Below are 13054 nucleotides of genomic sequence, written 5' to 3' on the forward strand. Positions count from 1 at the left end.
CTAAATATCAAGCACGACACAGACTGGCCGACCGGGAGACAAGCTCACCGGAGAGGTCTTTCGTTTTTCTCGGTAGAGAGCAAGGGCAAGCCGGATGATTGAGCCGCTTTCGCATTCCACTTTCAATGAAGAGATCGACGGCGACACGCTGCACGAAGAGTGCGGCGTGTTCGGCATTCTCGGCCACGCCGATGCCTCCGCCCTGACTGCACTCGGCCTGCATGCGCTTCAGCATCGCGGCCAGGAGGCAGCAGGCATCGTCTCCTTCGATGGCAAGCGCTTCCATCAGGAACGCCATATGGGCCTCGTCGGCGATCATTATACCGATCCGGCAACCCTTGCCCGCCTGCCCGGCTCCATCGCTATTGGCCATACCCGCTACTCCACGACAGGCGAAGTGGCGATGCGCAACGTGCAGCCACTGTTTGCCGAGCTGGAAGAAGGCGGCATTTCGATTGCCCATAACGGCAATTTCACCAATGGCCTGACGCTTCGCCGACAGATCATCGCCACCGGCGCCATCTGTCAGTCGACATCGGATACCGAAGTCGTGCTGCACCTCATCGCCCGTTCGCGTCACAGCTCCACTGCCGACCGTTTCATCGACGCCATCCGCCAGATGGAAGGCGGCTATTCGATGCTGGCGATGACCCGCACCAAGCTGATCGCAGCCCGCGACCCGATCGGCATCCGCCCGCTCGTCATGGGTGAGCTGGACGGCAAGCCGATCTTCTGCTCGGAGACCTGCGCTCTCGATATCATCGGCGCGAAATTCGTGCGTGACGTCGAAAACGGCGAAGTCATCATCTGCGAAATTCAGCCTGATGGTTCGATCACCATCGATGCACGCAAGCCTTCGAAGCCGCAGCCGGAACGTCTCTGCCTGTTCGAATATGTTTATTTCGCCCGCCCCGATTCCGTCGTCGGCGGCCGCAACGTCTATACGACGCGCAAGAACATGGGCATGAACCTTGCCAAGGAAGCGCCGCTGGAAGCTGACGTTGTCGTTCCGGTTCCCGATGGCGGCACGCCGGCAGCGCTCGGTTTTGCGCAGGAAAGCGGTATTCCGTTCGAATATGGAATCATCCGCAACCACTATGTCGGCCGTACCTTCATCGAGCCGACGCAGCAGATTCGCGCTTTTGGCGTCAAGCTCAAGCACTCCGCCAACCGGGCGATGATTGAAGGCAAGCGCGTGGTGCTGGTGGATGATTCGATCGTGCGCGGCACGACTTCATTGAAGATCGTGCAGATGATCCGCGAAGCTGGCGCGAAAGAAGTGCATATCCGCGTTGCCAGCCCGATGATCTTCCATCCGGATTTCTACGGCATCGACACGCCTGATGCCGACAAGCTGCTCGCCAACCAATATGCCGATGTGGACGCCATGGCGAAATTCATTGGCGCCGATTCGCTTGCCTTCCTGTCGATCGACGGTCTTTACCGCGCGGTCGGTGGCGAGAACCGCAACAATGCGCGTCCGCAATTCACGGACCATTATTTTACCGGCGACTACCCTACGCGCCTTCTCGACCAGAACGGCGAGGCGATGGGCAGCAAGATTTCCGTGCTGGCCAGCAACGGCTGATAATCTCGAAATAACAAGCGGCCACCGGCTTCCGGTGGCCGCTTTTTTTGTGGCGGGCGATTGAAACAGTGCCCGCTGCGGTGTTTTGATCGCTTGCGGTTGGCGTCAGGGGCTTCATAAAACAAGCGGAATGAATTTCGGAGGGGGCAAAAATGACCATCAATCTCAAGGGCAGGATCGCGCTCGTCACCGGCGCGTCGCGCGGTATCGGCTATTTCACGGCGCTGGAACTTGCCAAGGCCGGTGCGCATGTCATTGCCTGCGCCCGCACGGTCGGCGGCCTCGAGGATCTGGACGACGCCATCAAGGCCGTCGGCGGCACCGCGACGCTGGTTCCCTTCGATCTCGCCGATATGAACGCCATCGATGCGTTGGGCGCCAATATCTTTGAGCGCTGGGGCAAGCTCGATATTCTGGTCGCGAATGCCGGTGTTCTCGGCGTCATCTCGCCGGTCGGCCATATCGAGGCGAAAGTCTTCGAAAGGGTCATGACCATCAATGTCACTGCTACATGGCGGCTGATCCGCTCGGTCGAACCGTTGCTCCTGCGATCGGATGCCGGGCGCGCGTTGATCCTGTCTTCGGGTGCTGCCCATAGCTGTCGTCCCTTCTGGGGCGTCTATTCCACCTCCAAGGCGGCCGTTGAGGCACTTGCCCGGACCTGGGCTGCGGAAACCGATAAAACCGCGCTGCGCATCAACAGCATCAATCCCGGCGCGACACGCACCGCCATGCGCGCCCAGGCAATGCCCGGCGAAGACCCCGCAGACGTGCCACACCCTTCTGAAGTTGCCGCCGCCATTGTTCAACTCGCCTCGCCTGAGCTTACCGAAACCGGCAAGCTCTTCGTGGTGCGTGAAGGCAAATTCCTGGATTACCGCCAGCCGGAATAGGCTTTTGGTCAAGGCGGTCTCTTAAGGTACTTCTGGCGCCTGCGAGAAACGCTTGACCGCGAAACACCGGCACGCCATAAGGCAAGGCATGAAAACAACGATCTGCACCTGCTGCTGAATAATTTTTGCTGGTTCACCACCGGCCAGATCGTTTTCGTCTCCCCGCAAGGTCCAACAGACAAACGGTCCGGCCAGGACAATTGACTGCCTTTAGGGAACGCCCGCATGTCCTTGCGCCTGAAACTCCACAACACCCTGACACGCGAAAAGACGGAATTTGCGCCGATCGACGCCGACAATGTGCGCATGTATGTCTGCGGACCAACGGTTTACGATTTCGCCCATATCGGCAATGCGCGCCCGGTCATCGTTTTCGATGTTCTTTACCGGCTGCTGCGCCACGTCTATGGCGAAAGCCATGTGACCTATGCCCGCAACATCACCGATCTCGACGACAAGATCAACGCAAGGGCGCTGCGCGACTATCCGCATCTGCCGCTGAATGACGCCATCCACGCGGTGACGAAAAAGACCGCCGACCAGTTCCATGAGGATGTGGCAGCACTCGGCTGCCTGCAGCCGACCGTTGAACCGCGCGCCACCGACTACATCGCCGAGATGATCGACATCATCGAGAAGCTGATCGCGCGCGGCCATGCCTATGCGGCGGGCGGCGAAGTGCTGTTCGACACCCGCTCGATGGCCGATTACGGCCAGCTGTCCAAACGCCCGCTGGACGAACAGCAGGCCGGCGCGCGCGTGGCGGTGGAAGCCCACAAGAAGACCCCCGGCGATTTCGTGCTGTGGAAACTTTCCTCTGATAATGAGCCCGGCTGGGAAAGCCCCTGGGGCCGCGGCCGTCCGGGCTGGCACATCGAATGCTCGGCCATGGCCGGTCGCTACCTCGGCGAAGTGTTCGACATTCACGGCGGCGGGCTCGATCTCATTTTCCCGCATCACGAGAACGAAATCGCGCAATCCCGCTGCGCCCACGGCACGCAGGTGATGGCTAATGTGTGGATGCATAATGGCTTCGTGCAGGTGGAAGGCCGCAAGATGTCGAAGTCCGAGGGCAACTTCGTGACCATCTATGAATTGCTGCACACCGAAAAATTCGGCGGCCGCCAATGGCCGGGCGAGGTTCTTCGCCTTGCCATGCTGATGACGCATTACCGCGAGCCAATCGATTTTTCGGTAAAGCGTCTCGAAGAGGCCGAACGTCTTCTCGCCAAGTGGCCGGCGGCCGAAGCCTCCGACGCGGCACCGGATGAAACCGTGCTTGATGCGCTTGCCGACGACCTGAACACGGTTGCCGCCGTGCAGGCGCTTCACGCGCTGGCACATGCCGCCAACACCGATCCTGCCCGCCTGCCCGCCTTTGCGGCCAGCGCCGCCCTGCTCGGCGTATTGCCGAAGAAAGCGGAAGTGGACGAGGCTATCGTTTCGGCAGTCGATGCCCTAGTGCAACTGCGTCTGGAAATGCTGAAGGCGAAAAACTTTGCAGAGGCGGATCGTTTGCGCGACGAGCTTTCTGAAAAGGGCATTCAGTTGAAGGATGGCAAGGATAAGGAAACCGGGGAACGGACAACGACCTGGGAGTTGAAGCGGTAATTTGCTGCTGCGGCTTGGGACTTACCCCCCTCTGCCCTGCCGGGCATCTCCCCCCTCAAGGGGGAGATCAGATGCCGCGCGCTAGTGCGATAAGTCCCCGCGCATTCCATAGGCAGGGTGCTAGCCGCTTGTCGATCTCACCCCTTGAGGGGGAGATGCCCGGCAGGGCAGAGGGGGGTGATGCCCCAAGACAGGCCCTTGATTTCGTCCACACCATGCTACAATCTCGCGGCAACCGTTCAAGTCGCGAGCATCCCAATGCCAAGGTCAGACCCCGACATCGGGAACATGCTCGGCAGATGCGCAAGGCCATGACAGGCGCCGAACTCAAGTTCTGGAACGCCGTCCGTGCCCATCGTCTTGCAGGCCTGTCTTTCAGACGCCAGCTGCCTGTCGCAGGATACATCGTTGATTTCGCCTGCCCGTCGCATAAGATCATTGTCGAGTTAGACGGGTTTCAGCATGCGGAAGATGCTGCGGCAGACTACGATCGGCAACGAACGGAGACGCTGGAGCAGTGTGGCTGGCGGGTTCTGCGTTTCTGGAACGAAGATGTTGTGAAAGACATCGACAATGTCTGTCTCCACATGATCCGAACGGTGAAGGAGAGCCAACCATGACCACCTACACCGGCGGATGCCAGTGCGGCGCGATCCGCTTCCGCGCGACCGGCGATCTCAAGGACAGTTCCATCTGTCATTGCCGCATGTGCCAGAAGGCTTTTGGGGCCTATTATGCGCCGCTGGTTTCGGTGCGTGAGGTCGAATTCGAATGGACGCGTGGCGAACCCAAGCGCTTCCAGTCCTCCAGCGTCGTCAAGCGCGGCTTCTGCCCCGAATGCGGTACGCCGCTGACCTATGAGGCGCCGGATGGCATGGCGGTTGCGGCCGGTGCTTTCGACGATCCCGCCGCCTTGCCGCCCACCATTCAGTGGGGCGTGGAACGCAAGATCGATTTCGTCGACAGCATCCACACGCTACCTGCCGTCCCAACGGAAGACGATCTGACCTCGGTCGACTATCTGACCAACCTCGTTTCCTACCAGCACCCCGACCATGACACCGAGAGCTGGACCCCGGAGAATAAACGATGAGCGAAACAGGCTTTTCCGGCGGCTGCCAGTGCGGCGCCGTGCGGTTTCATGCGGGCAAGATCAGTCGCCCCTCCATTTGCCATTGCCGCATGTGCCAGAAGCATTTCGGCAATTTCTTCGGTGCACTCGTCACCGCCGATCAGGCGCATCTGACATGGACGCGCGGCCAGCCTTCCCTCTTCCGTTCATCTGCGAAAATCCATCGCGGCTTCTGCAACAAATGCGGCACGCCGCTGACCTATCATTATCCTGGCGGCGTAGAGATCGCGATCGGCGCTTTCGATAATCCGGAGCGGATCGAACCGCAGGTGCAGGTCAATATCCACAAGCGCATGCCCTGGATCGAGCAGCTGTTTTCAAAACCTGCAATCGAGCAGAGCGTCGATGAGGCTGATATCACCTCCTTCCAACACCCGGACCACGACGCCAAGGTCTGGCCGCCGGAAGACGACCGCGCATGAACGGTTCAGAAAGCTTCAGCGGCGGATGCCAGTGTGGCGCCATGCGTTACCGGATCGATGGCGGGTTACGCTATCCGCATCTGTGTCATTGCCGCATGTGCCAGAAGGCATCGGGCAACTATTTCATGCCGCTTGCAGCAAGTACCCGCGCGAAGTTTGAAATGACCCGTGGCGAGGCTTCGTGGTTCCAGTCGTCCGATCACGTGCGGCGCGGTTTTTGCGCACGGTGCGGCACGCCGCTTTTCTATGACATGCCGGACGCCGATTTCATCAACATCACGCTTGGTTCGCTGGACGAGCCGGAGCTGATAAAGCCCGAGGCGCAATCAAATCTCGACAGCAAAATGCATTGGTTCGGTGACCTTGACGGCTTGCCGGTCGAGCCGGAAGCTGCGTCGGACGAAAACCGGCTACCGGTCAACAACCGGCAACACCCGGATCGTGACACGGCCGAATGGCCACCTGAAGGAAAGTAAGACATGACCGAAGAATTGCGCAGCTTCTATCCCGAGATCGAACCCTTCGAGAGCGGCATGCTCGATGTCGGCGATGGGCACACGATCTATTGGGAGCGGGTTGGTACACGCGGTGCGAAACCGGCGGTTTTCCTGCATGGCGGTCCGGGCGGCGGGGTAAACCCCACGCATCGCCGCGTTTTCGACCCGGCACTTTACGACGTCATCCTGTTCGATCAGCGCGGCTGCGGTCGCTCCACGCCGCATGCGGAACTGGAAGCCAACACCACCTGGCATCTGGTTGCCGACATTGAAAGGCTCCGTGCGCTGTGCGGCTTTGAAAAATGGCTGGTTTTCGGCGGCTCCTGGGGCTCGACGCTGGCACTCGCCTATGCCGAGACTCATCCCGAACGCGTGAGCGAACTGGTGCTGCGCGGCATCTACACGGTCACCAGGCCGGAACTGGACTGGTATTACCAGTTCGGCGTTTCTGAAATGTATCCCGATCGCTGGGAAAACTTCATAGCGCCAATTCCTGAAGCCGAGCGCGGCGAGATGATGCAGGCCTATAATCGCTATCTCACCGGTACGGACGAAGCCAAGAAACTCGAATGCGCGCGAGCATGGAGCCAGTGGGAAGGCGCAACCATCGCCCTTGTTACCGATCCGGCGCGCGTCGAGGATTTCGGCGAGGATAAATACGCCATCGCCTTCGCACGCATCGAGAACCACTTCTTCGTCAATGGCGGCTGGCTGGAGGAAGGGCAATTGCTGCGCGATGCCGGCAAGCTTCGCGATATTCCGGGCGTCATCGTGCACGGGCGTTACGATATGCCCTGCCCGCTGAAATATGCCTGGCAGCTTGCCAAGGCCTGGCCGAAGGCGGATTTCCATATTGTCGAGGCAGCCGGGCATGCCCTGAGCGAACCCGGTATTCTTGACCAGCTGATCCGCGCAACCGATCGTTTCGGGGGGAAATAGGCAGGCCTTTCATATGCTTGAAGCGGCCTGATGAGACAATGATTCACGCAGATTTTTGTGCGTGGATCATCCGTTTGGTCGCAAAGTCGCCTGTTTCAAGAGCAAATCGCCTTTTATTCATGCAGTTTTTCTCATGAACGCTTCACGGAAATGAATTGGCCCGCGCTACGCCGATCCGTTATGAAGGGCCATCCCTAATAATTGGCGGTACTCCCATGGCACTCGATAAAACGCTTCCGGCCCAAGAGGGCGGCGATAGCGCACGCGGTTTTGCTTTCGCGCTCTCCGCATATCTGCTGTGGGGATTCCTTCCCATCTACATGAAGGCGGTTGCGCATATTTCGCCGATAGAGGTCATCGTGCACCGCGTCATCTGGTCGGTGCCGATCGGCGCCGCCGTCCTTATCGCTCTCGGTCGCACGGCGGAAATCCGCACTGCGCTGAAAACCCCTAAAATGCTCGCCATGGCAAGCCTCACGGCCGCGCTCATCAGCATCAACTGGGGCATCTATATCTGGGCGATCGGCGCGGGCCGCGCACTCGATGCCGCGCTCGGCTATTTTATCAATCCGCTGTTCAGCATCTTCCTCGGCGCGGTACTGCTCAAGGAAAAGCTTTATCCGGCGCAGATCGCCGCCATCGGCCTCGTGGGGCTGGCCGTTGCGATCCTCACCTGGCATGCGGGCAGCCTGCCATGGGTTTCCATTGCGCTCACCGTGTCCTGGGGTTTCTACGCCTTCTTCCGCAAGACGCTGCCAATCGGCGCCACACAGGGCTTCCTGCTTGAAGTCATGCTTCTTTCCGTTCCGGCCGTGCTGGTGCTAGCCTGGCTTGCCATTAGCGGACAGGCGCATTTCATGGCCGGCAATGCGACCGACACCTGGCTGCTTGCGGCCAGCGGCATCGTCACCGCCGTTCCGCTTATTCTTTACGGCAATGGTGCAAAGCTTCTGCGGCTGTCGACCATCGGCATCATGCAATATATCGCTCCGACGATGATCTTCCTCATCGCCATCTTCATCTTCAAGGAACCGTTCGACATGGTGCGGATGGCGGCCTTTGCAATGATCTGGGTGGCGCTGGCGATCTATACCGCATCGAGCCTGATGCGGCTGAAGCGATAACCTTCCGCGTCATGCCAGCTCTCCACATTCCCGTATCTGTAACGGGAATGCGGGACTTCAATAATCGACCAGCAATTGCGGTGTCGCGTCATAACCGAAGCGCGGCTTTACGCCGAGAAGTCCTGCCGTCTGGGTGATGATTTCACGGGTCATGGGTGCGGCCGTCGAGGCAGCCGTGCGTCCTCCGTTCACGCCGGTCCTGGGGGCGTCGATCATCGTCAGCACGACATATTTCGGCTTGTGCATCGGAAAACCGGCAACGAAGGCGTTGAAATTGATATCCTTGGCATAACGGCCATTGATGACCTTGTCGGCGGTTCCTGTCTTGCCGCCAACGTGAAATCCTTCCACCTGCGCACCCCTGCCCGACCCTTTGATGCCGTTCCAGTTGAAAAGGTAACGCATATCGGCGCTCGTCTTTTCGTTGATGACGGTGCGGGAAAGCACTGCCGCATCCTCTCGGGAACGCGGCAGGAAGGTCGGCGAAATAAGGCTGCCGCCATTGATAAGCGCAGCTGCTGCCACCGCCGTCTGCAAAGGCGTAGTGGCAACGCCATGGCCGAAGGAAATTGTGACGGAATTGATCTTCTTCCATGTTCTCGGCTGGGTTGGCGTGGCAACGCCAGGCATTTCCGTATCCATTCTGGAGAGAAGTCCCAGTTTCGTTAGGAACTGCTGGTGGCCTTCGACCCCGACCTTGTCGGCAACAGCCGCCGTGCCGATATTCGATGAATATTGAAACACTTCCGGGATCGACAGCGGGCGGTTCCGGCCCTTGAAATCCTTGATGGTGAAGCCACCCATGCGGATGGGTCGCGACGCGTCAACCACCGAGTTGAGCGTTATGGCACCTGCATCCAGTCCCATGGCAAGTGTGAAGCTCTTGAAGGTGGATCCCATCTCGAAGGTCGCATTGCTCATGCGGTTGAACCAGCCCTTTTCATACTCCCTGTCGATGCTGCCATCGGCAAGGGTGCGGGAAGGCTCGTTCGGGTCGTAATCCGGCACCGACGCCATGGCCAGCACCTCGCCCGTCTCCACATCCAGTATCACTGAACCGGCAGCCTCCGCCTGATAGGCGGTTTTCGCCTTCAGTACGACCTCACGCACGATGTTCTGCACCCGCAGATCGATCGACAACCTCACCGGCTCCAGCGGTGCACCGCTGGCAAGGCCGGTCGCGCGCAAGTCGGCCAGGCCCTGCTGGTCGAGATAACGTTCCATACCCGCAAGGCCCTGATTGTCGACATTGACGTGGCCGATGATATGGGAGGCTGCGGGGCCACCCGGATAAAAGCGCCGTTTCTCCGGCCGGAAACCGATGCCGGGGATGCCGAGGTTGAGAATATCGGCCTGCTGGCGCGGCGTCAGCTGGCGCCGCAGCCATTGAAAGCCGGTGTCCGAGCGCAATCTGCGGTGCGTCTCGCGCCAGTCGAGATTGGGGATGACGGTTGCGAGCTTCTCGACAACCTCATCCGCGTCCACGACCCGGCGCGGATCCGCATAAAGCGACACCATGTTGAGATCGGTCGCGAGCAGCGTGCCGTTGCGGTCGAGGATATCGGGACGGGAGGCGACTGCTGTAGCGCCGGTATTGATCCATGCGGTCGCAATGGGTTCGGCAAGGCCGTATTGGACCAGTCGCGCCGCAACGACGCCATAGATAACGACAAAGACGGCGATCAATATTCCGAGCCGCTTTTTCGCGTCCACCCGGCGGCGGGCAGCGGAACCGAGGATAGCATCCCTGCCCTGAAACGGACTTCTCTGAATAATAAAATGCGTCCGGCTTTTCAGCCGCACCAAAAAAGCAATCATTCCCCAATGAGCCCCGCTATCATGGCGGCGAAAATCAAATTCCGCGCTCAGCCTACGCCTTGTAGACGCTGGCACAGGATCGGGCGCGGAGCCATGAAAACAGCGGGCGGTGCGATGCCGCAGTCAAATCTCTATTAATATACACTTAAAATTGTAACGAACCGCGAGGCGGCTCGTTAACATTTATTCGATGCCTAGAGACGGGAAATTACCGAAGGGTCGCCGTCCGGGTTCTGCTGCGCAAGCGCCCGGTCGATGATGGCGGGCACGATGTCCTTGACCTCATCGATGACCAGCGGGTTCAGAAGATGGGCGCGATGGATGAAACCCTGATCGCGCATATGCTGCACAAGTTCCAGCATCGGGTTCCAGAAGCCGTTGATATTGGCGAAGACAATCGGCTTGGCGTGACGACCGAGCTGCGCCCAGGTCATGATTTCGACGATCTCTTCCAGCGTGCCGACGCCCCCCGGCAGCGTTACGAAAGCATCCGAGCGCTCAAACATCATATGTTTGCGCTCATGCATGTCCTTGGTGACGATAAGCTCGTTCAATTGTCCGAGAGAATGGCGTGTAGCCTCCATATCGACCAGAAATTCCGGTATGATACCCGTTACTTCGCCGCCGTTGGAAAGAACGCCGCTGGCGACCGCGCCCATGATGCCCTTGGTGCCACCGCCATAGACCAGGCGAATGCCGTTTTCGGCAATGGATTTCCCAAGCGCGCGGCCTGCTTCCATGTGAGCCGGGTCACGTCCGGGCTGGGAGCCGCAATAAACGCAGATGGATCGAATCGCTGTATTTTTGTCCGTCATGATGGGAAGGAACTATGCCGGATGCGACACGTCAAGAAAATTTGGGAAATCCCTTGCAAATATGGCCTTTTACGGCCACGCCGCTTGTCTGGGGCAAGGTAAGACGCTAGCAATCTCAACTCGTGTAAAAAGCTTACAATACCCGGAGATTCCAGGATGAAAAACAATAAAGCCGGTTTGCTGGCACTGATCGTGCTGGGCATCGCGTCCCTGCTCATGATCTTTTTCGTCCTGCCTAGAATTTCCAATGACGGCAAACCCATCGGCGATGCCATCAACGAAGCGGGCAACGCGGTGAAGAACAGCGTTGAAATGGGCAGCGACAAGGCGGGAGACATCCTGTCCGACGCCGCTCAGGAGACCGCCAATATCGCCGACAAGGTCGGGCGCCTCGCGGCTTCCGCAACCCAGTCGATCAAGGATCTGACCACGCTTTTCGCCGATAGCAAGGTTCCGTCCGACGCCGACTTTGCGGCAGCACGCAAGAAGGTCGAGGCATCGCTCAAGGAACTGACCAATATCGAAATTCCCGAGACGCTCGATGAAACGACGTCGCGCCTCATCACCACGGCGCGCACCGCGGCCGAACGCACCACCGCTTTCCTGCGCGGTCTGCCGGATAGTGCAGCGGCGGCGGCAGCACAGGTTCGCCGTCTGGCGGGTGTCTTCACCGGCACCGACGATGGCGCTGCACAGCAGCCCCAACCCGCCGCTCCTGCCGCCGATGCAGCGCAGTCCACATCTGGCGCACCGACCTTCGACGTGCTCCGCGTCGAGCCCGATGGTTCGGCTGTTGTCGCAGGCAAGGCACAGCCCGGCTCCAAGCTTGAAATTCTCAGCAACGGCAAGGTGATCGCGCAGACGACCATCGACGGATCGGGCGATTTCGCCGCCGTTTTTGACAATCCCCTGCCACCGGGCGACCATGAGCTGGTGCTGCGCTCGACCGACGCCAGCGGCAAGGCAACGCAATCCGAAGAAGTCGCAACCGTTTCCGTGCCCAACGGCAAGGCGGGCGAACTCTTGGCGATGGTGTCCAAGCCCGGTGAAGCAAGCCGCGTGCTAGCAATGCCGGAGGCGGCACCTTCAGCACTCCAGCCCCCGCAAGCCGCGCAACCGGGTCAGTCGGCAACAGCTGCCGCCACCACGACGCCCGCGCCTGCCGCTGGTACCCCGGCCCCGTCCGCTGCCGCCGCTCCGTTGACTTCGACAGTTCAGGTAACCGCCGTCGAATTCGAAGGCTCGAAGATTTTCGTTGCGGGTTCCGCGCCTGCCGCTTCGAGCGTGCGCGCGCTGGTCGATGACAAGGAAATCGGCAAAAGCACCACGGAGGCCTCCGGCCATTTCGTCATCGAGGGCAATGTCGATCTTTCCGTCGGCAGCCATATCATCACTGTCGAAGAGCTGAATGCCGACGGCACGGTGAAGGTCCGCGTGCGCGTTCCATTCGAGCGCCCGCAGACCGACCAGGCAACCGTCGCCATGCAGGCACCGTCCGCAACGCCATCCGCCGCCACGACGACCGCGCCCTCTGAAAACCAGAGCACGGCAAGCGACCGCGCTGCCTTCGAAAAGCTGCGCACGGATGTCGCCAAGGCCTTCGGCATTCTGTCCAATCTCTACAAGGATCAGGCCACACCGGCGCTCGACCAGGCCATTGCCGGCCGCTCCGCCGTGGTGATCGGCCTCAAGTCGCTCTCCGAGTTCCGCACTGCCGCAGGCACCGAGCCGTCCTTTACCGCCTTTGCCGGCGATATCGCCGCCAAGGCACGTCAGCTGCTGACATCGGTAGAGGCATGGCCGAACGACGTTGCCGGGATCGGCAAGGGCATCGCCACGCTGGCAAGCCGCCTTGCCGACCTCCACATCATCGCGCCGCCCGCACCTGCACCGCAGGCGCCCGCCGGTCCGCAGACCTTCGAGCAGCCGCCGCTTGCCGAAAGCCAGAACAGCGTCATCATCCGCCGCGGCGATACGCTGTGGCAGATTTCCCGCCGCGTTTACGGACAGGGCGTGCGTTACACCACGATCTACCTCGCCAACGAGGATCAGATCAAAAATCCTGACCTGATCGAGCCCGGCCAGATTTTCGGTGTGCCGGAGAAGGCACTGCCGAATGCGGAAGAACTTCATCGCAAGCGTCTGAAGAGCGGTTCCTGATCGTTCAAGACATTGCGGTGACCCCGCAACAACCCTACCTGTGACAAGCACGGCG

At 59.9% G+C, this 13054-nt stretch carries 12 protein-coding genes; 10 read left to right on the top strand and 2 right to left on the bottom strand.

Annotation, left to right across the window (positions count from 1 at the left end):
- Positions 1-94 precede the first annotated feature (94 nt).
- The 9 genes from purF (at position 95) to rarD (ending at position 8206) form a co-directional block, all read left to right on the top strand.
- Positions 95-1588: an amidophosphoribosyltransferase gene (purF, locus tag J5276_RS09410; RefSeq protein WP_003512343.1), complete on the top strand. Its 1494-nt coding sequence runs from the start codon at positions 95-97 to the stop codon at positions 1586-1588.
- Positions 1589-1740: 152 nt separating this feature from the next.
- Positions 1741-2481: an SDR family NAD(P)-dependent oxidoreductase gene (locus J5276_RS09415; RefSeq protein ID WP_019565381.1), complete on the top strand. Its 741-nt coding sequence runs from the start codon at positions 1741-1743 to the stop codon at positions 2479-2481.
- 225 nt (positions 2482-2706) lie between these two features.
- A complete protein-coding gene (gene cysS / locus J5276_RS09420; RefSeq protein WP_013635827.1) occupies positions 2707-4092 on the top strand; it encodes a cysteine--tRNA ligase in 1386 nt (461 codons plus the stop codon).
- A gap of 311 nt (positions 4093-4403) precedes the next feature.
- Positions 4404-4712, top strand: coding sequence for an endonuclease domain-containing protein (locus tag J5276_RS09425; RefSeq protein WP_236761486.1), 309 nt, complete (start codon positions 4404-4406; stop codon positions 4710-4712).
- Entirely contained in the window at positions 4709-5185 is a 477-nt protein-coding gene (locus J5276_RS09430; RefSeq protein ID WP_112154969.1) for a GFA family protein, read from the top strand. The genes J5276_RS09425 and J5276_RS09430 overlap by 4 nt, the downstream gene beginning before the upstream one ends.
- Positions 5182-5646 (top strand): GFA family protein, encoded by a 465-nt coding sequence (locus J5276_RS09435; RefSeq protein ID WP_112154970.1) that lies wholly within the window; start codon positions 5182-5184, stop codon positions 5644-5646. Before J5276_RS09430 ends, J5276_RS09435 begins: the two co-directional genes overlap by 4 nt.
- Positions 5643-6122, top strand: a complete 480-nt coding sequence (locus J5276_RS09440) for a GFA family protein (RefSeq protein ID WP_112154971.1) — start codon at positions 5643-5645, stop codon at positions 6120-6122. The genes J5276_RS09435 and J5276_RS09440 overlap by 4 nt, the downstream gene beginning before the upstream one ends.
- A 3-nt stretch (positions 6123-6125) precedes the next feature.
- Positions 6126-7082: a prolyl aminopeptidase gene (pip, locus tag J5276_RS09445; protein WP_065661173.1), complete on the top strand. Its 957-nt coding sequence runs from the start codon at positions 6126-6128 to the stop codon at positions 7080-7082.
- A 215-nt stretch (positions 7083-7297) separates the two neighbouring features.
- Positions 7298-8206 carry an EamA family transporter RarD gene (gene rarD / locus J5276_RS09450; protein WP_003512314.1) on the top strand — a complete coding sequence of 303 codons (909 nt, stop codon included), beginning with the start codon at positions 7298-7300 and terminating at the stop codon, positions 8204-8206.
- A gap of 57 nt (positions 8207-8263) precedes the next feature.
- Here rarD and J5276_RS09455 read toward each other — a convergent pair whose 3' ends face one another.
- Both J5276_RS09455 and J5276_RS09460 read right to left on the bottom strand, forming a co-directional pair.
- The gene (locus tag J5276_RS09455; RefSeq protein WP_112154973.1) at positions 8264-10024 is read right to left on the bottom strand and encodes a penicillin-binding protein 2; all 1761 of its coding nucleotides are present in this window, start codon (positions 10022-10024) and stop codon (positions 8264-8266) included.
- 194 nt (positions 10025-10218) lie between these two features.
- Positions 10219-10839 (bottom strand): TIGR00730 family Rossman fold protein, encoded by a 621-nt coding sequence (locus J5276_RS09460; protein ID WP_065688176.1) that lies wholly within the window; start codon positions 10837-10839, stop codon positions 10219-10221.
- A gap of 156 nt (positions 10840-10995) precedes the next feature.
- Here J5276_RS09460 and J5276_RS09465 point away from each other — a divergent pair, with 156 nt between their 5' ends.
- The gene (locus J5276_RS09465) at positions 10996-12999 is read left to right on the top strand and encodes a LysM peptidoglycan-binding domain-containing protein (RefSeq protein ID WP_111789335.1); all 2004 of its coding nucleotides are present in this window, start codon (positions 10996-10998) and stop codon (positions 12997-12999) included.
- Positions 13000-13054 lie beyond the last annotated feature (55 nt).

The organism is Agrobacterium sp. S7/73 (assembly GCF_019355535.1).
GTDB classification, from domain to species: Bacteria; Pseudomonadota; Alphaproteobacteria; order Rhizobiales; family Rhizobiaceae; genus Agrobacterium; species Agrobacterium tumefaciens.

Bases quoted from the DNA above. Each gene is read 5' to 3' on its own strand.
- rarD (WP_003512314.1), top strand. From the start codon at position 7,298: ATGGCACTCGATAAAACGCTTCCGGCCCAAGAGGGCGGCGATAGCGCA.
- J5276_RS09435 (WP_112154970.1), top strand. From the start codon at position 5,182: ATGAGCGAAACAGGCTTTTCCGGCGGCTGCCAGTGCGGCGCCGTGCGG.
- J5276_RS09440 (WP_112154971.1), top strand. From the start codon at position 5,643: ATGAACGGTTCAGAAAGCTTCAGCGGCGGATGCCAGTGTGGCGCCATG.
- J5276_RS09465 (WP_111789335.1), top strand. From the start codon at position 10,996: ATGAAAAACAATAAAGCCGGTTTGCTGGCACTGATCGTGCTGGGCATC.
- purF (WP_003512343.1), top strand. From the start codon at position 95: ATGATTGAGCCGCTTTCGCATTCCACTTTCAATGAAGAGATCGACGGC.
- cysS (WP_013635827.1), top strand. From the start codon at position 2,707: ATGTCCTTGCGCCTGAAACTCCACAACACCCTGACACGCGAAAAGACG.
- J5276_RS09430 (WP_112154969.1), top strand. From the start codon at position 4,709: ATGACCACCTACACCGGCGGATGCCAGTGCGGCGCGATCCGCTTCCGC.
- J5276_RS09455 (WP_112154973.1), bottom strand. From the start codon at position 10,024: ATGATTGCTTTTTTGGTGCGGCTGAAAAGCCGGACGCATTTTATTATT.
- J5276_RS09460 (WP_065688176.1), bottom strand. From the start codon at position 10,839: ATGACGGACAAAAATACAGCGATTCGATCCATCTGCGTTTATTGCGGC.
- J5276_RS09425 (WP_236761486.1), top strand. From the start codon at position 4,404: ATGACAGGCGCCGAACTCAAGTTCTGGAACGCCGTCCGTGCCCATCGT.
- J5276_RS09415 (WP_019565381.1), top strand. From the start codon at position 1,741: ATGACCATCAATCTCAAGGGCAGGATCGCGCTCGTCACCGGCGCGTCG.
- pip (WP_065661173.1), top strand. From the start codon at position 6,126: ATGACCGAAGAATTGCGCAGCTTCTATCCCGAGATCGAACCCTTCGAG.